This is a genomic window from Nitratireductor luteus, assembly GCF_026162365.1.
GTDB classification, from domain to species: domain Bacteria; phylum Pseudomonadota; class Alphaproteobacteria; order Rhizobiales; family Rhizobiaceae; genus Chelativorans; species Chelativorans luteus.
Genome location: NZ_JAOANW010000005.1, coordinates 99,504 through 120,416, shown reverse-complemented (window position 1 = coordinate 120,416; position 20,913 = coordinate 99,504). Strand labels below are relative to the sequence as shown.

The 20,913-nt window shown below is 62.5% G+C and carries 19 protein-coding genes and 2 pseudogenes; 8 read left to right on the top strand and 13 right to left on the bottom strand.

Features of this window, described 5'->3' with window-relative positions; all coding sequences use genetic code 11:
* The first annotated feature begins 28 nt into the window (after nucleotides 1–28).
* The 4 genes from N1058_RS07500 to N1058_RS07485 are packed head-to-tail and all read left to right on the top strand — an operon-like array spanning nucleotide 29 to nucleotide 3,976.
* The gene (locus N1058_RS07500; protein WP_265516892.1) at nucleotides 29–1,162 is read left to right on the top strand and encodes an ABC transporter permease subunit; all 1,134 of its coding nucleotides are present in this window, start codon (nucleotides 29–31) and stop codon (nucleotides 1,160–1,162) included.
* A gap of 1 nt (nucleotide 1,163) precedes the next feature.
* Complete coding sequence (locus N1058_RS07495) at nucleotides 1,164–2,267, top strand: amino acid ABC transporter permease (protein ID WP_265516891.1); 1,104 nt, start codon at nucleotides 1,164–1,166, stop codon at nucleotides 2,265–2,267.
* Entirely contained in the window at nucleotides 2,260–2,997 is a 738-nt protein-coding gene (locus N1058_RS07490) for an amino acid ABC transporter ATP-binding protein (RefSeq protein ID WP_265516890.1), read from the top strand. Before N1058_RS07495 ends, N1058_RS07490 begins: the two co-directional genes overlap by 8 nt.
* Before the next feature lie 52 nt (nucleotides 2,998–3,049).
* Nucleotides 3,050–3,976, top strand: a complete 927-nt coding sequence (locus tag N1058_RS07485) for an aminotransferase class IV (protein ID WP_265516889.1) — start codon at nucleotides 3,050–3,052, stop codon at nucleotides 3,974–3,976.
* Between the two features lie 132 nt (nucleotides 3,977–4,108).
* On the opposite strand, the pseudogene N1058_RS07480 reads toward N1058_RS07485, so the two are convergent.
* The 4 genes and pseudogenes from N1058_RS07480 to N1058_RS07465 all read right to left on the bottom strand — a co-directional run.
* A pseudogene (locus N1058_RS07480) lies at nucleotides 4,109–4,453 on the bottom strand (IS5/IS1182 family transposase); the annotation flags it as partial.
* Nucleotides 4,454–4,494: 41 nt separating this feature from the next.
* Nucleotides 4,495–5,268 (bottom strand): annotated as a pseudogene (locus N1058_RS07475) (IS3 family transposase); the annotation flags it as partial.
* 309 nt (nucleotides 5,269–5,577) lie between these two features.
* On the bottom strand, nucleotides 5,578–6,453 hold the full coding sequence (locus N1058_RS07470; RefSeq protein WP_265516888.1) for an NAD(P)-dependent oxidoreductase: 876 nt from the start codon (nucleotides 6,451–6,453) through the stop codon (nucleotides 5,578–5,580).
* 44 nt (nucleotides 6,454–6,497) lie between these two features.
* Nucleotides 6,498–7,199, bottom strand: coding sequence for a GntR family transcriptional regulator (locus N1058_RS07465; protein WP_265516887.1), 702 nt, complete (start codon nucleotides 7,197–7,199; stop codon nucleotides 6,498–6,500).
* Nucleotides 7,200–7,278: 79 nt separating this feature from the next.
* Between N1058_RS07465 and N1058_RS07460 the strand changes: the two genes are divergently transcribed.
* Both N1058_RS07460 and N1058_RS07455 read left to right on the top strand, forming a co-directional pair.
* Nucleotides 7,279–8,355 carry an AbrB family transcriptional regulator gene (locus N1058_RS07460; RefSeq protein ID WP_265517149.1) on the top strand — a complete coding sequence of 359 codons (1,077 nt, stop codon included), beginning with the start codon at nucleotides 7,279–7,281 and terminating at the stop codon, nucleotides 8,353–8,355.
* On the top strand, nucleotides 8,352–9,323 hold the full coding sequence (locus tag N1058_RS07455) for a D-2-hydroxyacid dehydrogenase family protein (RefSeq protein ID WP_265516886.1): 972 nt from the start codon (nucleotides 8,352–8,354) through the stop codon (nucleotides 9,321–9,323). Before N1058_RS07460 ends, N1058_RS07455 begins: the two co-directional genes overlap by 4 nt.
* Nucleotides 9,324–9,326: 3 nt before the next feature.
* Here N1058_RS07455 and N1058_RS07450 read toward each other — a convergent pair whose 3' ends face one another.
* The 9 genes from N1058_RS07450 to N1058_RS07410 form a co-directional block, all read right to left on the bottom strand.
* Nucleotides 9,327–10,340, bottom strand: a complete 1,014-nt coding sequence (locus N1058_RS07450; protein WP_265516885.1) for an amidohydrolase family protein — start codon at nucleotides 10,338–10,340, stop codon at nucleotides 9,327–9,329.
* A gap of 23 nt (nucleotides 10,341–10,363) precedes the next feature.
* Entirely contained in the window at nucleotides 10,364–11,791 is a 1,428-nt protein-coding gene (locus N1058_RS07445) for an MmgE/PrpD family protein (RefSeq protein ID WP_265516884.1), read from the bottom strand.
* 4 nt (nucleotides 11,792–11,795) lie between these two features.
* Nucleotides 11,796–12,869: an AbrB family transcriptional regulator gene (locus N1058_RS07440; protein ID WP_265516883.1), complete on the bottom strand. Its 1,074-nt coding sequence runs from the start codon at nucleotides 12,867–12,869 to the stop codon at nucleotides 11,796–11,798.
* A 214-nt stretch (nucleotides 12,870–13,083) separates the two neighbouring features.
* The gene (locus N1058_RS07435) at nucleotides 13,084–13,767 is read right to left on the bottom strand and encodes a GntR family transcriptional regulator (protein WP_265516882.1); all 684 of its coding nucleotides are present in this window, start codon (nucleotides 13,765–13,767) and stop codon (nucleotides 13,084–13,086) included.
* Between the two features lie 31 nt (nucleotides 13,768–13,798).
* Complete coding sequence (locus N1058_RS07430; RefSeq protein WP_265516881.1) at nucleotides 13,799–14,860, bottom strand: Ldh family oxidoreductase; 1,062 nt, start codon at nucleotides 14,858–14,860, stop codon at nucleotides 13,799–13,801.
* The gene (locus tag N1058_RS07425) at nucleotides 14,847–16,394 is read right to left on the bottom strand and encodes a tripartite tricarboxylate transporter permease (protein ID WP_265516880.1); all 1,548 of its coding nucleotides are present in this window, start codon (nucleotides 16,392–16,394) and stop codon (nucleotides 14,847–14,849) included. The genes N1058_RS07430 and N1058_RS07425 overlap by 14 nt, the downstream gene beginning before the upstream one ends.
* 49 nt (nucleotides 16,395–16,443) lie before the next feature.
* On the bottom strand, nucleotides 16,444–16,896 hold the full coding sequence (locus tag N1058_RS07420) for a tripartite tricarboxylate transporter TctB family protein (RefSeq protein ID WP_265516879.1): 453 nt from the start codon (nucleotides 16,894–16,896) through the stop codon (nucleotides 16,444–16,446).
* Between the two features lie 60 nt (nucleotides 16,897–16,956).
* Complete coding sequence (locus tag N1058_RS07415; protein ID WP_265516878.1) at nucleotides 16,957–17,943, bottom strand: Bug family tripartite tricarboxylate transporter substrate binding protein; 987 nt, start codon at nucleotides 17,941–17,943, stop codon at nucleotides 16,957–16,959.
* Nucleotides 17,944–18,034: 91 nt separating this feature from the next.
* Complete coding sequence (locus N1058_RS07410; protein ID WP_265516877.1) at nucleotides 18,035–18,682, bottom strand: GntR family transcriptional regulator; 648 nt, start codon at nucleotides 18,680–18,682, stop codon at nucleotides 18,035–18,037.
* 246 nt (nucleotides 18,683–18,928) lie between these two features.
* Between N1058_RS07410 and N1058_RS07405 the strand changes: the two genes are divergently transcribed.
* The gene (locus tag N1058_RS07405; protein WP_265516876.1) at nucleotides 18,929–19,669 is read left to right on the top strand and encodes an SDR family NAD(P)-dependent oxidoreductase; all 741 of its coding nucleotides are present in this window, start codon (nucleotides 18,929–18,931) and stop codon (nucleotides 19,667–19,669) included.
* Nucleotides 19,670–19,694: 25 nt separating this feature from the next.
* The gene (locus tag N1058_RS07400; RefSeq protein ID WP_265516875.1) at nucleotides 19,695–20,885 is read left to right on the top strand and encodes a pyridoxal phosphate-dependent aminotransferase; all 1,191 of its coding nucleotides are present in this window, start codon (nucleotides 19,695–19,697) and stop codon (nucleotides 20,883–20,885) included.
* Nucleotides 20,886–20,913: the final 28 nt, after the last annotated feature.

Genomic DNA, 20,913 nt, shown 5'->3' with positions numbered 1-20,913 from the left:
CCCAAAACCACCTGCGGGGATCACACTCATGACTCGGCTCCTGGCATCGCAGAAATTTCGCCGCCTGGCTTTCCAGTCGGGATTTATCGTCTGCGTCGGTCTCGTGGTCCTGTCGGCGATCCTTGTCGGGCATCGCAACATCGCGGCGCAGGGGATTGCAACCGGGTTTTCCTTCCTCGAGCGGACGACCGGCTGGCCTGTCAATTTTGCCGTTATCCCGGTGACCGCAGGTTCGACCTATGCCTGGGTGCTTTGGGCGGGCTTGCTCAACACCATGCTGGTCGGATTCCTGACGCTGCTGCTGGCAACGCTGCTCGGGCTGGTTCTGGCGCTCTTCCGGGTGTCCAGCAACACGCTGATGAAACTTGTCGGCACCACCTATGTCGAGGTGTTCCGCAACGTGCCGGTCATTCTGCAGGTTTTCTTCTGGTACGCGCTGCTCACCCATCTGCCGAGTCCGCGCGAGGCAATCAGGCTTGGCGTGGTGGTCCTCTCCAACCGCGGGCTGATGTTTCCCTCCGCCACCCTGTCCGGCGCGGATCTGCTGATTCTGCTGGCTGCGGTCTTGATGACCGGATTCGCCCTGTGGATACCAGCCAGACGCACCGGCGCCATGCTGCGCTGGTCCCTGGCGGGCGTTCTGCTCGCAACCTTCTTTGCCGCGCTTTTGTTGAGCTTCCGCGAGATTGGCGAGCCGTTGTGGTCGGTCCCCGAACTCAAGGGTCTAAGATTCGTCGGAGGCATCACACTCAAACCCGAATTCGCGGCCCTGCTGATTGGACTCGTGCTGTTCGGAGCGGCCTATATCTGCGAAATCATCCGCGGCGGTTTGCTCTCGGTCGACCGCGGCAAACTGGAGGCCGGCACGGCGCTCGGACTTACCGGTTTCCAGGTCAACCGGCTCATCCGCATTCCGCTGGCCATTCGCGCCATGCTGCCGTCACTGACCAACCAGTATGTCTGGCTGATGAAGGCCACCACGGTGGGCATCGCCATCGGCTATCCGGATTACTTCGCCATCGTCTCGACCTCGATCAACCAGACCGGCCAGACACTGGAGCTGCTGGCCCTGCTGATGGCCGGCTTCATCCTGATAAACTATTCGATCAGCTTTGCGATGAACCGGATCAACGACCACATCAAGATCAAGGGCAGGAGCTGAGATGGCCGAGACGATGCCTGATACGCTCATCGGCGCCATGGCACCACCGGTGATCCGGTCCGGTCCCGCGGCCTGGCTTCGAAAGCACTTCTTCGCCACATGGTACGATGCGGTCTTCTCCGTACTCTTTGCCGTACTGATCGTCTGGGTGCTCCAGGCGCTTCTACAATGGACCGTGATCGATGCGATCTGGCGGGTCGAGAACCGCGACCTGTGCACCCGTGAGGCAGGCGCCTGCTGGGCGGTGATCGAAAGCCGCGGCCGGTTGATCCTCTTCGGCCTTTATCCCTTCGACGAACAATGGCGGTCGACACTCGCCTGCCTGGCGATCATCGTCACCATCGCGCTGTCGTGCCTGCCCGCCTTCTGGTCATTCAAGCGTCTGCCTGCCCTCTGGATCGCCGGCTTCGGCATCTTCGTGCTGCTGATGCGCGGCGGCTTTGCCGGCCTGCCGCTCGTCACCTCGGAACAATGGGGCGGACTGTCGCTCACCCTTTTCATCTTTTCCGGCGTGGTTGTCATCGGCATGCCGCTGGCGGTGCTGTTCGCGCTGGCGCGGCGCTCGAGCCTGCCGGTGATTGCGAAGTCGTTCGGCTTCTTCATCGACATCGTCCGGTCTCTGCCGCTGCTGGCTCTGCTCTTTGCCGCCGCCGTCGTCGTGCCTCTGCTGCTCCCGGACGCACTTGCGGGCAACAAACTGATGCGTGTGGTTGTCGCTTTCGCAATCTTCTTCGCAGCCTATCAGGCGGAGATCATCCGCGCCGGCCTGCAGTCGATCCCGAACGGACAGGGCGAAGCCGCCGTCGCCCTCGGGATGCCCTATTGGTCGCGGGTGATCGACATCCTGTTGCCGCAGGCCTTCCGCAACACACTGCCCTCGACCATCAACCAGGCGGTGATCACCTTCAAGGAAACCTCGATCGTCACCATCATCGGCTTCTTCGAGGTCATGGCCTCGGGCAATGCCGCTATCGGCAACGGCGAATGGGGCAATCAGTATGTCGAGGTGTATGTCTTCCTGGCGCTGATCTATTTCGTCTTCGTCTTCGGCCTGTCACGATACGGCGCCTGGCTTGAGCAGCGCATGAGGCTTGGCCATGACTGATGCGGCAATCACCATCCGGGCGCTCAACAAGCATTTCGGCGACTACCACGCCCTGCGCGATATCGATCTGGGTGTGCGGCAAGGCGAGACGCTGGTGATCTGCGGCCCATCGGGTTCCGGAAAGTCGACGCTGATCCGTTGCATCAACGGCCTTGAAGCCTATTCATCCGGCGTGGTCGAAGTGCTCGGCCTGCAGGTGGGCGACAACACCCAGATCCTTGATCGAGTGCGCAAGCGGGTGGGCATGGTGTTTCAGAACTTCAACCTGTTTCCACACATGACCGTGCTCGAAAACTGCGTGTTGCCACAAATCCGCGCGCTTGGACGCGAGCGTGGTGCCGCGAGGCTCGAGGCGATGGCGCAGCTCACCGCGATGCATGTCGAGACCCATGCGGGAAAATACCCCGACCAGATCTCGGGCGGCCAGCAGCAACGGGTGGCGTTGGCCCGCGCCCTGTGCCTGAAGCCCGAAATCATGCTCTTCGACGAACCCACATCGGCGCTCGACCCGGAAATGATCTCCGAGGTGCTCGACGTGATCCAGGATCTGGCCAGGGCGGACATGACCATCGTCTGCGTCACCCACGAGATGGGGTTCGCCCGCGCGGTGGCCGACCGGGTCATCCTGATGGCCGAAGGCCGGATTGTCGAGGAAGGCACGCCGGACCAGATTTTCACCAATCCCCAGCATCCGATCACGCGGGACTTCATCGGGGCGATCCACTCCTGACCGTCCACGCTACCGCGGATTCCCGATCCCAACCAGATGGAACCGGACCGAGATGAACCAGACCAGCCACACCACCCACGATTCGGCCGAAGACGAACGCAACCGGGACATCCGGATCTACGTCAACGGCGACATCGTTCACCGCGACGCGGCCAAGGTCTCTGTCTACGACAGCGGCTTCATGCTGGGCGACGGCATGTGGGAGGGGATGCGACTCCACAACGGCAAATGGGCGTTCTTCGACGAGCACATGGACCGCTTCTTTGCATCCTGCAAAGCCGTGTCGATCGATGTCGGCATGGACCGGGTCGGCATCCTCGATGCCCTGACCCGCACGGCTGCGGCCAATGACATGACCCACGACGTGCATTGCCGGCTGATGCTGACCCGCGGCGTCAAGGTCAAACCGTTCCAGCACCCCTCGCTCAGCCGCTCGGGCCCGACCCTCGTCATCATCATGGAGCATTCAAGGCCCGTTACCGAGTTGCAGTCGCGCGGCATAAGGCTGGCAACCGTCCCCCAGGTGCGCGGCCTGCCGATGAGCCAGGATGCCAAATTCAACAGCCATTCCAAGCTCAACTGCGTCATCGCCTGCCTGCAGGCCGAACAGGCCGGCGCCGACGAGGCGCTGATGCTCGACCCGCATGGCTTCGTCAACACCACCAACGCCTGCAATTTCTTCATCGTCCGCAAGGGCGAAGTTTGGACCTCGACCGGCGATTACTGCATGAACGGCGTGACGCGGGCCAAGGTGATCGAGCTGTGCCGTGAAAACGATATCCCGGTACGGGAGAAGAATTTCTCGCTCTACGAAGCCTACGGCGCCGACGAAGCGTTTCTCACCGGAACCTTCGGCGCCCAGACCCCGGTCGCCGAGATCGACGGCAAATCCATCGGCGACGGTAGCTGCACCATCACCCGGCGCATCAGGGCCTTGTACAAGAATCTGCTGGAGGCCAATACGCGATCCGGCTTGTAAATCGGCCCGCCTCGCTTCGAGGCCCCACATTATTCGTCCTGGCGTAGCGCCTGCGTTGCATGTCGGAACGGAAACCAATCGCCGTGGCCGTTGTTACACTTCATAACAAGTCGATCGTGAACAATCCGGGCTCTAAGCGGTGGCTTGTTTCGGCCGGAATTGAAGCACAGCGATCAAGAACGACAAAAAATCCTTCAGCCACCTGAGCAGGAGGGAGAAGTTGTAGCCCGCGGCGGCCAGGATCGCGTTGACCGCATCGCCCTTTGCATGGGCGAGGTAGTTGCGGCCCATCCTGTGTTCGCTCTTGATATGGCCGATCACCGGCTCGACTGCGGATCGTCGTCGCATCTGGCGTTTGATTGCCGGCGTCACGCGGCGCTTCTGGCCGGCGGTGAATACCCTGAATCTGTGGCTTTGCGGCGCGTTGTGGCCGCGATAGCCGGCGTCGGTGAGGAGGCGCGCGATCTCGGCGCCGATGGTGTCTTGGTCTGCCCCGATGAGGTGGTCCGGTTTTAGTCTTAATGCATGATCGGCTTGGCTGCCATTGCGTTGGCAGATGAAGGTGCCGACCCGGATCGCCTGGACGGCCATATCATTGCCTCCGGCGCAGGCGGTTTGTAACCCAGCGATGAGTGGGGTCGCTCGGTGTTGTAGTAGCAGCGCCAGGCCTCGATGATGATCCTGGCCTCGGCGAGGCTGTAGAAGATCTCACCGTTGAGCAACTCGTCGCGAAGCTTCGAGTTGAAGCTCTCGCAGTAGCCATTCTCCCACGGACTGCCCGGCTCGATGAAGGCGGTCCTGGCACCGACAGCGACGATCCACTCCCGCACAGCCTTTGCGATGAACTCCGGACCGTTGTCCGAGCGAATGTGGCCGGGAACACCGCGCAGGATGAACAGGTCCGACAGGACGTCGATGACATCGCTCGAGTTGAGCTTGCGATCGACCCTGATCGCCAGACACTCCCGGGTGAACTCGTCGATGATGTTGAGCATGCGGAACCTTCTGCCATTGTGGGTTCGTCCCTCGACAAAGTCGTAGGACCAGACGTGGTTGGGACGTTCCGGTCGAAGCCGGACGCACGATCCGTCATTCAGCCAAAGTCGGCTCTTCTTCGGTTGCTTCTGGGGAACCTTCAGCCCCTCCCGCCGCCAGATCCGTTCGACACGCTTGGCGTTCACCGTCCAGCCTTCGGACCTCAGCATCGCCGTGATGCGGCGATAGCCATAGCGGCCGTAGCGAGAAGCCAGCCGGACGATGTCGGCAGTCAATGCCTCTTTATCGGCCCGGCCCTTCTGGGGCATTCCAACGTCCTCTCCAACGGCTCAATAGCCTACTTCAGGGAGGACCACTTTTCAGGGGGCAGACCATTATCTCGCGAGGCAGCCCGGCACTGGGAGCGCTGGGCACAGGCTGGATCTTCGACCATGTGGGTCTTACCCTCCCCGTGCCTTTTGCTACGGGATTGGTGTTTCTTGCAGTTATCGCCAGCATACCGGCCATGCGTGCACTGGGAAATATTGAGCCGGGAGACGGCTAGCCCAGAGCCTGCACGAAGGTGCAGTCTTGCGGCAAGCGCCAGGTTCGCCCCTCGCCTTCCATCATCTGCCCTTGAGCTTCGCGCCCCGCAAGGAGGCCGTCTCGCGCAGCGCGGTGCGGATGTCTCCCTCGGGCCGGCGGGCGGCTGGCAGCGCGCCCATCCTGTCCTGAACCTCAGCGATCTCCCGCGCCAGCCCGCCATTCAGGCCGAGCGCATCCAATGTGGCCGCGCTTTCGAGCATTTCAGCGGCGCGGCGCTTGCCATGGTTCAAGGTCCGTTCGCATACGTAGGCGATATGCTCCGTCCAGTCGAATTGCGGATAGCTGCTTTCCAATGAGCCGATGACCCTGTCGTAGACACCGGACGCGGCAGCCGCGAGCGCACATTCGACGGTGATGGCCTCCAGTCCTTTGACGAAGAGTGAACGCACCATCTTCACGGCCGTGGCCTCCCCGGCTCGCTCACCGACGATGTCAGTTGCAAAGCCAAGCCTGGACAGCTCCGGCGCAAGCGCGGCGGCGCATGTGCCGGCGATCAGGGTGGGCGTGGCGTGGCCCCTGGGATGGACCGGTGCCATGACGGCCATGTCGAGATAGGATGCGCCCTGCCCTTCGATCCGTTCTGCTGTCTCTGCCTTTCGGTCCGGCGAGACAGAATTGATATCGATGAAGACTTGCCCCTGCACAAGATATGGCGTGACCGACACGGCAGCCGCGAGGCTCTGGTCGGCGGTCACGGCACTGATGATCCAGTCGACATCGCCGACAGCGTCCCCTGCCGAGCTTGCATGGCGCACGTCGCGCACGGCCATCGCCTCCCGCATCTCTGCCATGTCGACGACGTCGTAGGCGAAAAAGCGAAACGTGTGTCCCGCCTCCCGCAGCGAGTCGCAGAAAGCGCGAGCGGCCTCGCCGAAGCCGATGAACGCAATCCTCATCCTGTCCTCCTTTTTTCCGGCAGGCCGGGGCACTGCGCGCTCCGTCACACGTAATCGGGACCGTCGGCTTCCATCAATCGACCGTGGCTCCTGAGTTGCCGCAGCCTGGTGCGCTGTGCGCTTTCGATATGGGCGCGCATCATCGCCTCGGCGGCGGCTTCGTCCCGGATGCGCAGCGCCTCGACCACGGCTTGATGTTCTTCTACCGCTGCGCGGGCGCGGGACGGGTCTTCCATCGTCGTCGGTCCGAGAATCAGCAGTGTGGTTTCGATCGTGCGGACCGAACGGACCAGGTAACGGTTGCGGGCTGCGGCAATAAGCGTGTTGTGGAACTGGCGATTGAGCGCGACCAGTTCCTGCGGGGACTGCCCTTCGCGGATCATGTCCACATTGATCGCTGCCAATTCCTCGATCTCTACTCCGGAGGCGCCACGAGCAGCCAAGCGTGCTGCGGTGCCTTCGAGCACCCAACGCATTTCATAGAGTTCCATGACCTCGGGATAGCTGAGTTGCCGCACGACGGCGCCGACGCGCGGCAGATAGGAGACCAGCCCATCGGCCTCCAGTCGCCGGATCGCTTCACGCACGGGTGTTCGGCTGATGCCGAGCCGTGTGGCGATCTCCATTTCGCGGAGGCGCGCGCCCGGCAGAAGCCGGCCGGAACGAATGTCCTCAAGAAGCTGCGTGGCGGCGCCTTGCCCCTGCAGTTCTTCTCCGGCCCCTTTATTCCGATTGGCTGCGCCCATTGTTACCGCTTGCATCCAGTGAGAATTCAGAAGTATACGTTGGGATACAATGGGTCAAGATACCACCTCCAAGGCTGCTGTGTCCTCATCATCCCGAGCAAAGCATCTCCACCGGCTGCTGACGCTTGCTTTGGCTGCAATTGGTGCGACACTTTTCTGGTCGCTCGATCTGCCCCTGCCCTTTCTGTTCGGCGCCATGACAGCCTGCCTCGTTGCGGCGCTCATCCGCGTGCCGCTTTCAACCCTGCCGGTTGCATCGAAACTGTCAAGGACAGTGCTGGGCGTGGCTGTCGGTGCATCTCTAACGCCGGAGGTCGTGGCCCGGCTGCCGCAGATGATGGGCTCCATCGCCTTCATCCCGCTCTACGTCGCAGTAATCGGCGTAGTGGGAATTCCGTATTTTCACCGGTTGCTGAAATACGACCTAGCCACCTCCTATTACTCCGCGATGCCGGGCGGCCTGCAGGACATGATCGCTTTTGGACAGGCGGCCGGCGCGAACCTGCGGGCGCTGTCGCTCATCCATGCGACGCGGATCCTGCTGATCGTGACCATCGCACCTTTGATCATCTCGACCGGATTCGGCGCGCCGCTGGATCAGCCCACGGGGGCCCCGGTGGCGGAAGTTCCGGTGATCGAGTTGGCGCTGATGTTTGCCGCGGCAATTGTCGGCTGGAAGGGAGGGGAGCGTGTTGGGCTCTTCGGAGCGACGATCATCGGGCCGCTGATCCTTGCCGGCGCGCTGTCGCTTACCGGCCTGATTCACGCGCGCCCTCCCGCCGTGGCGATCCAGGCGGCGCAGTTCTTTATCGGGATGGGGATCGGCGTAGGCTATGTCGGCGTGACCCTGCACGAGATCCGCCGCGACGTGCTGGCGGGGACCTTCTACGTCGCGATCCTGGCCGTACTGGCGCTGATCGTGACCGGGATCGTGGTGCATCTCGGGTTTGCGAATCCGCTGGAAGGCTTCCTCGCCTTCGCGCCGGGAGGCCAAGCCGAAATGACCGTATTGGCCATCGTTACCGGTGCGGACCTTGGCTTTGTTGTGGTCCACCATCTGCTGCGCGTGCTGTTGGTTATCGCAGGAGCCCCCTTGATAGGCGCGATGATCGGATTGTCAAAATACGCCGCCGCCAAACGGGGAGACAGAGAATGAAGGTCCATATCCTCGACGACTATCACGACACATTGCGCCATCTCCCCAGTTTCGGCATGCTTGCCGACCACGATGTAACGGTCTGGACGGACCGCGCCCCTGACGAGGAGACGCTGGCCCGCCGCGTCGAGGACGCGGAGGCCCTGGTGTTGTTTCGAGACCGGACAGCTATTACCGAAAGCCTTATCGAAAAGCTCCCGGACCTGCGGCTCGTGTCAATGCGGGGCACATATCCGCATGTCGATGTGCCAGCGCTGACCAAACGCGGAATCGCCTTTTGCACCAACTTGCATTCGGACAGCTTCTCCATCGGTGCGGCGGAACTGACGTTTGCCCTGATGCTCGCGGCAATGCGGAACCTGCCGGAGCAGATCGCCTCCGTTCGCGCCGGCCACTGGCAGGCGGGTTTCGGGCGCAGCCTGCGCGGTCGGACCCTGGGGCTATATGGGTACGGACGGATTGCGCGCGCCGTGGCGGGCTTTGCCCGCTCGTTCGGAATGGAGGTCGTGTGGTGGGCGTCCGAGGACGGTCGCGCACGCGCAAGCGCGGATGGAGAGACGGTGGCGAAGAGCCGTGAGACCTTCTTCTCCGAACCGGACATCGTATCGGCCCATCTGCGCCTGACCCCGGAAACACGCGGGATCGTGACGCGTGCCGACCTTGCGCGGATGCGGCCCGACGCGCTTTTCATCAATACCGCGCGAGCGGGTCTGGTGGAGAATGGCGCGCTGATCGCCGCTCTCGATGCGGGGCGGCCGGGCCGCGCTGCTGTCGATGTATTCCGCGGTGAACCGGTAACCGACCCCAAAGACCCGCAGATCGCCCATCCCAACATCATCCCCACACCGCATATCGGGTTCGTCACGGAGGACGAACTCGATATGCAGTTCAGCGACATCTATCAACAGGTGGACGCCTTTTGCAAAGGCGCACCGATCAACCTGATCAATCCCGGAGCGCTCGGCTGAAGGTCAGGCCGGCAGTTTCAGCCAGGTGAAGACCCGCCGGGCGTTGCCTTCGAAGATCTTCTCGCGATCCGCATCGGTAAGGTGCGGGCTCGCTTCGATATAGCGTTTCGTGCCATCGAACTGGTGGCCGGTTTCCGGATCGACCGCCCGCACGGCCCCATATGTTTCGGAAGCGAAATGTACGTTGTCCACCGGCACGACCTCGGTCATCAGGTTGATGCCCGGCTGGTGGTAGACGCACGTATCGAAGAACATGTTCTGCCCCATCATCTGCCCCGGCTCCTTGCGGCCACGGTCCATCGCGAGGCCGCGATAACGTCCCCAGTGGAAAGGCACCGCCCCGCCACCATGCGGGATGATGAACTTCAGCCGAGGAAAGCGCTCGAAGAGATCGCTGTCGAGGATCTGCATGAAGACCGATGTGTCGGCATTAATGTAGTGGGCGCCGCTGTATTGGAAGTTTGGGTTGCAGGACCCGCTGACGTGGATCATAGCGGGCACGTCGAGATCCTCCAGCACCTCGTAGAGGGGAAACCACCACGGGTCGGTCATCGGCGGATCGGTCCAATAGCCGCCTGCAGGGTCAGGGTTAAGATTGCATCCGACGAACCCCATCTCCTCCACGCAGCGACGCAGTTCCGGCACGACGCCTTCCGGCTTGCAGCCGGGCGACTGGGGCAGTTGGCAGACCGGCGCGAAATGATCCGGAAAGAGGTCGCAGACCCGTCGGATCAGGTCGTTGCAGATCCGGCTCCACTGCTGCGACATAGCTTCATCGCCGATGTGCTGCCCCATGGCCGCGGCGCGTGGGGAAAAGATTGTGAGGTCGATCCCCCTTTCCTGCTGGGTCCGGATTTGCGCTCCGAGGAGACTCTCGCGTATCACGTCGTCGGAGATCACCGGCCCGTCGGGCTGGGCCATGCGCGAGCGGTCCCCTTTCGCATCGATCTGGGTGTTGCGCCAGGCGACAAGCTGGCCGGGCGCGGTGGTGTAATGCCCGTGACAATCGATGATCATTGCTTCCTCCCCGGGGTGGTTGATCAAGCTTGGAGCAGGTCAGCGATCGCGCCGGCGTCGTCCATGTCGAGCACGGCCCAGGTCCGCGCGATCAGCTTGTCCTGACCCGCCTCGTCAAGCACGCCTTCGCAGCAGGAGCGCAGCTTGGCCTCGACTTCCTCGTCTGTCAGCGGGTTCTCGGGTCCGCCACGGTAACGCTCGTCGGCCCAGCCTGCGACCTCGCCGCCCGATTTCATGCGGATCGTGATGCGCGAGCGCATCTTGTCGAAACCCTTGGCTTCGATTTCCGGATCGAACTCGGTGGAGATGCGGCGCTGCATATCCTGCATCGCCGCGCCGCCGACGAATGCATCGGAGAACTCGCGTTTTCCTGCTTTCCGCTCGAGGGCGACCATCGCGAGAGCGGCGGGAAGCGAGAATTTGGCTTGCAGGTGGTTTTTCGCGATGGGGTAACGGATCGGCTTCAGGATGTTGGTCCCGGCATGGACGATCACGGCTTCGATATCCTCAGGGGCGAGGTCGGCCTCCGTCACCAGCCGCAGCATCAGGTCGATTGTCGGATGGGTCAGCACGCCGCAGGGATAGGGTTTGATCGATACGCCCGGCTCTACGATGGTCCAGGTCTTCCCGAAACCCTGCGAGAGTTTCTCATGGCTGGCGCCGCCGCCCTGCACGGCCATGAAGCCCCATGGACCATCGAGCGCCTCCGGATCCGCAGTGTAGCCTCGCGCCGCCAGCAGCGCGGCGGTCACACCATTTTCGGCCGCGCGGCCGACGTGAAGCGGTTTCGTCATCGTGCCGAAGTTGCAGCGGATGCCGGCGGCGAAACTGGCCGCGATCCCAAGGCCAGCGCGCAGCTTTTCGCCAGTTAGCCCCAACAGCTTGGCCGCCGCCGCGTAGGCGCCAAAATGGCCCACGGTGCCGCTGGAATGCATTCCCTGCATGTAATGTCTTGGGCGCATCCATTCGGAGATCTTGCACTCGACCTCAAACCCAGTGAGGAAGGCCAGCATGAAGTCGCGGCCCGAAACGGGCTTCATCTTCTGTGCCATGACCAGCGCTGCTGTAAGCGGCGGGATCGTGGGATGGGTCAAAAGCCCATAGATATGAGCGGGATCGTGGCTCACCTGGCTGTCGTCCCAGTCATGGGCGTGGCCCGCGGTTCCGAGAACCCGTGCGGCTATGGGCGCGGGAACCATTCGCGCGTCGCCGAGAAGTCGGGCATCTTCGCGCCCGCCGAACTCCCGCGCCTCGTCGGCAAGTATCCGGACCGATTGCTCTTCCGACCCGGCGACGTAGAGCCCGAAGGCGTCGATCATGCAGCGCTTGCCGATGCGGATCGCTTCCTCGGGAATGTCATGGAAAGTTACCGTTTCAATGAAGCGGGCGGTATCCTCCGTGACCTGCGTATTCCCCGGCATTTCGGCATAAGCGTTGTTCTGGGCAGACACCGGTTCAGTCTCCTCTCATGTCAGTCTTGAAAAACTTGCGACCGAGCCGTTGCCAGACGGCACCAGCCACCGCGTTGACAGTCACTCCGCGCACCGTCTGAAAAGCGGCAACGAGCGCTATATCCTGATGCAGCACCTTGGCGGTCAGAACCATTTCGGCCATGCCGCCGATGGAAAAAGCGAGGATCAGCGAAGGCAGATCTTGCGGCATCAGCACTCCTGCCAGCGCGGCAAAGGCCGCCATCGCGACCATGATGAGCGCCAGCGTCGCCAGGCCGGCCGCCATCGCTCGCGGAATCGAAGTCAGCCGTCGGCGCTCGAAGCGCGCGCCAAGCGCCAGCCCCACGATGATCTGTGCCAATATCACCAGCACAGGGTGCAACTGCCCGCCGATGGCGCCGGTCGCAGCGACCGCGCCCACGGCGACTACAGCCCCCAGCAGCCAGGCTGCAGGCAGCCCGATTTTCGAGCCGATCCAGCCACCGAGGGCTCCGACAGCCAACGCCCCGGCCATCTGCAGCGCGCCGGCGGTCGACGTTCCAGCAATGGTCGCCGGGTCGTCATGGGGCAAGAAACTGAGTAGCGCCAGCGGCAGCAACCCCACCACGAGCCCCAGGCGCACCGTATGCAGTGCGGCGATCGTCGTGCGGTCGGCGCCAAAGTCCTCCCCCACACGCGCCATTTCAATGATGCCGCCAGGCAGCAAGGAGAAATAGGCCGTCGCAACGCTTACCCGTCCCGCGCGAGCCAGCAGCGGAGCGCAGAGCGCAGCCATCGCAATGCCCAGCCCTGCGGCCAGCAACATCATTGGCGCCCACATTGTCATGCGGGCGGCGATTTCCGGCGTCAGGACCAGCCCGACCCCTGAGCCAATCATGACCAGCCCTGCACGATGCGGCAGCTTCGGGACAGCGACCGGACGACCGATCATTGCATAGGCCCCGGTGACGAGCGCGGCCCCCATCAGCCAACCCAGAGGCAAACCCGATGCGGACCAGATCGCTCCACCGATTGCAGCTGGCACCAGGATGACGGCGAAACCGTACGTCCCCGGCTTGTCACGCAAGGTGGCAATCATCAGCGCCGCTCCGTGCGGCAACAAGGCATTCGCGCGAAGAGGCGACAGGCAGGAGCTGGTACTAGAGGCAGCATCATGTAGGGAGGTCCATTAGGACTTCATAATGATGAGTCCATCCCTAACTGTCAACAGTTAACTGTTGACAGATTCTCAAGCACCCACTGCTCCGTACAGTAGATCACAACGCCTTCCACGGCAGCCCACCTTGCAGCGATCAGTCTGCGTCAGCAATCCGCTTGAAACCGTTCTCCACGTGGATGCGCATGGCCGTTTCGGCTGCATCGGCGTCGCGCATGCGTAGCGCGTCAACGATCACACGGTGCTCTTCATTCGAAATACGGATGTTGTGGGCCTGCACCAGTCCACGGCGCCGCATCAGCAAAAGCTGTTTTACGATACGTTGGTAGGTCGTTTGAAGCGCTGGATTACCGGCCGCGCCGATCAGCTTTTCGTGAAAATCAAGGTTCAGCCGGAAGTAGGTTTCGGCGTCGTCCTTCGACACCGCGACATCCATCTCGTCGACGAGAGCGACAAGGGGAGAGATATCCTCCTCGGTCCCACGGACGGCGATCAGCCGACCGGCCAGCCCAGCGAGGGCCGAGCGGAGTTCATACAGGTGCTGCGCCTCTTCCAGGCTGAGCGCCCGGACGAACATGCCCTTGTTCGTGACGCTGACAAGAAGCCCCATCTGTTCCAGACTGTGAACGGCTTCTCGGATGGGGCCTCGGCTGATGCCGAGGATCTCCGCGAGCTGACTTTCGTTGACCCGATCACCGGACTTGAGCGACCCATCGGCAATGAGGCGCTCGATCGCCTCCAAAGCGATCCGGCTCAAGGTCTGGATCGGGCGTATCGTATCGCTGGATAGTCCGGCGTAAGGGTCGTTGGACTGCCTCATCGCATCGGTTTTAACCGGACTTCCGAGAAGGTCAATCCAGCGGTTTTGGCGTCTCCTCTTTGCCACATGCGAGCGCCCGCAAATCGTCGAGGATCCGGTCGGGCACCGCGATGCCCTCGGTCCGCGCTCGACGCATCCGCGCCAGTGCCCTGTCGCCGGGAAGACGCACGGGACTATCCGGATCGACAGGCGGCACAGAGGTGAGCATATCCCTGGCGCCGTCCATCCGTGCGGCAAGCTCCGCCGCATCCAGCAAGCGCGATACGTCGATCAGGATAAAGGCCTGCCCAAGATTCTGGGAAGCCTCCGGCTCACGCGCCAGATCGGCTACGTCCGTAAGAAAAGCCGCCCCGGACAGAACCCCAGCCAGCATGTCGACCGCGAGGGCGAGACCGTAGCCCTTGTGCCCTCCGATCCCGTGGAGCATCCCGCGCATCGCAGCAGCCGCATCCCGCGTCGGCCGGCCCTCGGAATCCGTCGCCCAGCCATCCGGTATCGGCTCACCCGCTTCCGCGGCACGGCGGATATGGGAACGGGCGGCGACGGAGATGGCCATATCGAAGATGAAATGCCGCCCTTCCGGTCCGGGAAAACCGAACCCGATCGGATTGTTCCCCAAGGCAGGAGTCCGCCCGCCGGTGGGTGCGATCATCGGTGTCGTGTTCGACATTGCAATCACGGCGAACCCGGCCTCGCAAGCCTGCCAACAGTAGGGCGCCACGGCTCCGAAATGATTGGAACCCCTGCAAAGCGTCACGCCCACCCCGGTCTCCAACGCAGAATCCATTGCGGTGGCGAGTGCTCGCGCGCCAACCGCCGGCCCCAGGCCGTTGCCGCCCTCCAATTGGACAAGCGCCGGCGCAACCCTCGTGCTTTCGATTCGGGCCCGTGCGTCTATTCCGCCTGACTTAAGTCGTTCCCCATACGTAGCGACGCGGGCGATACCGTGTGTGGAGATCCCCATCATCTCCGCCAGCACGAGTATCGCTGCCGCCTGCTCCGCCTCCACATCGGGCACACCGAGGGCGGAGAAGGCACGGGCGGCCAAGCCCTCCAGCGCGCCTTGAGGGATCCGGACCTCAGACCCCTGCATCCTCAGCCTCGCTGACACTGCCCTGCTTCGAGGCGCCTGCTCTACGCCCAATGCGTTGCATAAGCGGCAGGACGACAAGCAGGACCGCCGTAGTCACGATGATCCCGATCGACCCATTGCGTTCCAAGAAGATCCAGAAGGATCCGCGCGATATGGTCAGCGTCTGACGCAGCGCCTCCTCCGCCAACGGCCCCAGTACCAGCCCCAGTACCAGCGCTGCGGGTGAGAAGCCGTAGAGCCGCATAAAGAAGCCAACGATCCCGGCGGTGAACATCAGGTAGACCTCGATCATCGAGCTGGAGACGCTAAATGTCCCGAGCGTGCAGATGACCAAGACGATGGGCGCGAGGATCCGGTATGGCACCCGGATGATCTGCACGAAGAGCGGGATCGCGAAGATATTGAGCGCCAGGAGCGCCATGTTGCCGAGATACATCGAGGCGATCAGCCCCCAGGCAAATTCCGGATTCTGCTCCATGAAGAGCGGCCCCGGACGCATTCCCCAAAGAAGAAAGGCTGCCAGGAGAACCGCGGTGGAGGCCGAGCCGGGAATCCCCAGCGTCAAAAGCGGGATCATCGCGCCGGAGGAAGCGGCGTTGTTCGCAGCTTCCGGCGCCACGAGACCCGCCATCTCGCCCTTGCCGAAGTTTTTCGGACGCTTTGAGAAGGAGCGCTCGAAGGAATAAGCCATGAGCGAGGCGATGGTCGCCCCTGCGCCGGGGATCACACCCACCACGAAGCCCAGGATGGATCCGCGCACCAGCGTGAACTTCGTGTCTGCCCAGTCGGCTAGGTCGGGCCAGAAGCCCTTTTTCCGATCGTACGGCGCGATAGAGCCGGAACCGATGCGATGAAGACCCTGATGGAAGGCAAAGTAGAGCTCGCCCAAACCGAAGAGGCCGATGGCAATCGGAATGAAGTGAATGCCGCCGATCAGTTCCGCGAAGCCGAATGTATAGCGGCTCTGGCCCGTTTCGAGGTCCACACCGACGGTGCCGAGCGCGAAACCGACAAGGGCGGAGAGCACTCCGAGCTTCCAATTCTCTCCGATCATAACGATCAGGGTCAGCATCCCCAGAAGCGCCAGCAGGAAATACTCCGGCGGGCCGAAGTTGCGGGCGACGTGGGAAAATGCCGGAGCCAAAAGGGTGATCAGGATGACGCCCACGGTACCCCCCGTAAATGAGGCGACCGCCTGCATCACCAGCGCGGGACCGGCCCGGCCGTTCTGGGCCAACGGATAGCCGTCAAATGTACTGGCGACTGTCGCGGATTCGCCCGGTGTGTTCAGCAGGATCGACGTGATCGTCCCGCCATACATCGCCCCGTAATAGATCGCGGCGAGCATCATCACGGCTCCGATCGGGTCCATTCCAAAGGTGACGGGCAGGAGGATCGCCAGACCGGCCGAAGGGCCGAAGCCGGGAATGATGCCAACGATCATACCCACCATCGCACCAATCAGCAGATACAGCAGATTGAGGGGGCTGATCGCGACGGACAATCCCATCCAAAGGTCAGAAAAAAGATCCATAAAGGGAGAGCTCCAGTATATCGGGTTGCGCACCGGCGCCCGGATCGTTTCAGAAGGGGAGCGGTAGTACGCCCTCGGGTATCGCGGCGTTCAGCAGCCTGTCGAAGAGCACATAGATCGCGGCAGGCACCAGCAAGGCGACCAGCCCGTTCTGTAGAAGACGATTCCGGTTGAGCACCGACAAGGTGATAAAAAGGAAGATTACCGTGGCCGGAATACCGCCGACCAAGCCCAGCGACAGCACATAAGCCAAGCCAAAACCCATTATTAGCGCCACCTGGCCGGCGGAACCGCCGGCGTCGGAGCGTCCCTCAGCCGCACTTGGCTGCAATTCGGCGGTCATGCTCCAGAGAGTGAAGACCACCATCAAGACCCCGATGCCCCGGGGGAAGAACCCCGGCCCCAGCCGTCCGGTCGTCGTCAGAAAGTCCAGGTTTGTGAAAGCCACATAGGAATACATGAGCCCCGCAGCGAGGATCACGACGAAGAAGATGATACGCATATCAGGCTCCACGGGGGCCGCCGGACGGGATTCGTCCGGCGCCCCCCTGTCAGGTCTGCTTCACTTGATTGCGCCCTGCGCGCGCAACACCTTTTCGAACCCATCCTGGGCATTCTTCAAGAAGATCCCGAAGTCATCGCCATACTTGATGTTCTCGGTCAGGAGATTCGTTTCGATATACTTTTCCCATTCCGGGGTCTCCACGATCTTCTCGACCGTAGCGCGCCAGAAGTCGACCGCCTCCTGCGGCGCATCGGGGGCGAGGATCAGGCCGCGCGGCATGGACACCCCAACGCCCCAGCCCTTCTCATCCATGGTCGGGACATCGCCGAGCGCCGGCGGGGTGGTCTCGCCGCTGTAGATCAGTGCCTTCATGTCGCCGGACTCCACGAGGCCGACGATTTCGCCCGGATTGCCGACCATGGCATCGACGGCTCCCGAGAGCAGCGCGGTCTGCATGTCGGCCATCGAGTTGAACGACACGTATTCGAACTCGAAACCCGCCTTTTCCGCGAAAAGCGTAGGCACGATGAAGTCCACGTTCACGGTGCCAGTGCCAGCGAGTGTCGGCGGCGTCTCCTTTGCGGATTCGATAAACTCCTCGATGGTGTCCCATTCGGAATTGCCGCTCACCATGATGGCGAGGTCATCGGTCGCCAGCAATGCCAGCGGTACGAAATCGGAAGCCTTCCACGGAGTGTCGGCCTGCAAAGGCGTGGTTATGAGGCTGCCCGAGGTGGTGGTAATGTCGTACCCACTGCCAGCCTTGGAATACACGTAGCCCCAGCCGACCGCGCCGCTGCCGCCGGCCCGGTTTTCCGCCCTGATATCCTGCCCATACAGGTCGTATTTCTGGATGATATCGATCAGGGTGCGGGCCATGATGTCGTTTCCGCCGCCCGGCCCGAAGGCGATCGTCCAATCGAGATCCTTGCTAGGATAATCCTGCGCCAGCGCCTGACTGCCGGCGATGAGACCGAGAACGCAACCGGCGGCCAATCCGGTCCCACGCAGGCCCGTTCCAATAAGCGTGCTGATAAGTTTCATGCTTTCCTCCCATTTGTGCGCGGTCCTCTCCCCGCCTTCTCCAATTCGTCCACCCGGCCGAAACCGGACACACGATGGTTCGACAACAGGCCTAGAGCGTATCGAGCCAGCGCCGTTTTCCATTGATGTGATGCTGTTCGGCCGCCTGGCGGGCAGCCGGAGCATCGCCGTCTTCGATTGCCGCGACGATCTGCTTGTGCTCTTCGTTCGAGAAGCGCAATGAATCCGTTCCCCGCAATACCCGCCGCCGCAGCAGCCGCACTTCCTTCCCCAGTGAGGTATACAGCTCCAGGGTGCGCCTCCCCCCCGACAGTTCCGCGATGCGGTCATGAAAGGCGAGGTTGAGTTCGAAGTAGCGGGCCTCTTCCTCTGTCGTGATGCAGCGGTCCATCTCTTCCACCATCTCGCGCATCTCACGCTTTTCCACGGCGCTCGCCCGTTCAGCGAGCTGGGCACAGGCATAGCCCGCAATGACCGCGCGCAGATCGTAGAGTTCGAGCGCCTCCTCGATCGACAGCTGCCGCACGAAGGCGCCCTGGTTGGCGACCGAAGCGACAAGCCCATCGCGCTCCAGCAGGCGCGCAGCCTCGCGGATCGGACCGCGGCTGACGCCAAGCACCTTTGACAGCGCCTGCTCGTTAAGGCGCGTGCCCGCCCCCAGCTCGCCCTGGAGGATCATCTGTTCGAGCCTGTCACGCACAATGGTGGTCAGCGACCTCTCGCGGCGTGCAGAAACCAAGGCCTGGGTGTCGTTCGAGATTTCCATGCCCGCTAAAAGAACGTCTCATTTTCGGATTGTCAACAGTTTTCACTCTGTTGACAATCTTTCCGGTCCACTCCATCTTCCTGGGTTAGGAGGACCTTTCACGTCCCGGATCTCTGCAGTCACCGCGCCAGGATTGCGCGGCGTGAGGGCGGCGTGTGCGCGCGCCACGGCTGCGCGTGCGGAACGTGGCTGGCCAGAGACAACAGAATAGGACGTGGCATGACCGACAGACCGCTCGCGGGCAAAACCGCCTTCATCTCCGGATCGGGAAGAAACATCGGGCGCGCCGTCGCCGTGCAGCTTGCAGGCCTCGGGGCCAATGTGGTGATCAACGGCACGAGCAACCGCCAAGCCTGTGAGGATACTGCCGGGCTGGTTCACGCGCAGGGCACCGAAAGCCTGATCGTCATGGGGGACATGGGCCGAGCGGAGGATATCGCGGCCATGTCGAAGGCGGCGCTCGACCGGTTCGGCACGATAGACATCCTCGTGAATAATGCAGCCATCCGGCCGCACAAGCCGTTCCTGGAAATGGACGAGAGCGACTGGCATTCCGTCGTCGACACAAGCCTTACCGCCGCCTTCCGGACCATGCAGGCCTTCCTGCCCGGCATGGTGGACAAGGGCTGGGGCCGGATCATCAGCATGACCGGAATGAAGGCGATCAAGGGCTACTTCGAAGGTGCGCCGATCTCTGCCGCAAAGCACGGGATATGGGGTCTGACCAAGGCGCTCGCCACAGAGTTCGGGCCGCACGGCATCACTGCCAACGCGGTTTCCCCGGGCCAGACCCTGACCGAGGGACGAGACGGAACGGACCCGAAAAAGCTGGCGTCGATCCCCGCAGGCTTCATGGGCGATCCGGAAGACGTGGCCGCGGCGGTCACCTTCCTCGCATCACCCGCCAGCCGGTTCGTCAACGGCCAAATGATCGGCGTCAACGGCGGTCAGGCCACGTGATGCGGTGAGGAAAGGACAGAGCATCGTGCGAATTTCAGACCGGCTGACTCGCCTGCAGCCTGCCGCCACCCGTGTGGTATCCGAGAAAGCGGCTGACCTGCGACGGCAGGGCCGCGACATCATTTCGCTTTCCACCGGCGAGCCCGACTTCGTTTCGCCATCCGCAGTGATGGACGCCGCCCGCCAGGCGCTGGACGCGGGCCATACCTTCTATACTCCCGCCGCAGGCCTGCTGGAACTGCGGGAGGAGGTTGCGCGCTATTACAAAACCCGGTTCAACCTGGATTACGAGGCGCGGGAGGTGATGATCGGCGCAGGGGGCAAGCCCTTGCTCTTCGAAGCCTGCGCCGCCCTGCTCAACCCCGGTGACGAGGCGATCATAATCGCCCCGGCCTTTGTGAGCTATGTCGAGCAGGTTCGCTTTTGCGACGCCAAGCCGGTGATCATCGAAACCGACCCGCAGACGCTCGACTTCTCGCTCGACGATATCCGCGCGGCGATCACCGACCGCACGCGAATAATCATGCTCAATGCGCCCAACAATCCTTCCGGCCGCATCTATAGTGACGACCTCGTGGTCGGTCTTTGCGAACTCGCGATCGAGCACGACCTGACGATCATCAACGACGAAATCTATGAACGGATCGTCTTCGACGGGCTTACATACCGCAATCCACTGAATTTCTACCCCGCGGCGCGGGACCGGATGCTGCACATCAACGGCGCATCTAAAAGCCTCGCCATGACCGGCTGGCGCATCGGCTTCGCCATCGGGCCGGCGGAACTGATTAAACGGATGACCATGCTTCAGGGGCACAACACGTCCGGCCCCAACTCAATCGCCCAATGGGCCGCGCTCAGCGGCCTGCGAAACGGGCAGGACCAGATCGACGCGATGGCCGCGCAGTACCAGAAGCGAAAGAATCTAATCACGGCGCGGCTCGGCCGGATGCCCTATCTGCGCTATATCCCGCCGCAGGGTGCCTTCTACATATTCGCGGACATTCGGGCCACCTACGGCAAGTCCATCGACGGCATGATCATCACAGACGATGTGAGTTTCTGCGAAGCGCTGCTTGAATATGCGGAGATCGCCGCGATTCCCGGTGCCGCTTTCCTGCAGCCGGGCTTCTTCCGCATGTCTTTCGCCACCTCGGAAGACATCATCGAAACCGCCATGACGCGGATGCACCGATTCCTGGCCGCTCTCGCCTGAGTGCCGCGCCTCCACACAGGAACAGCCA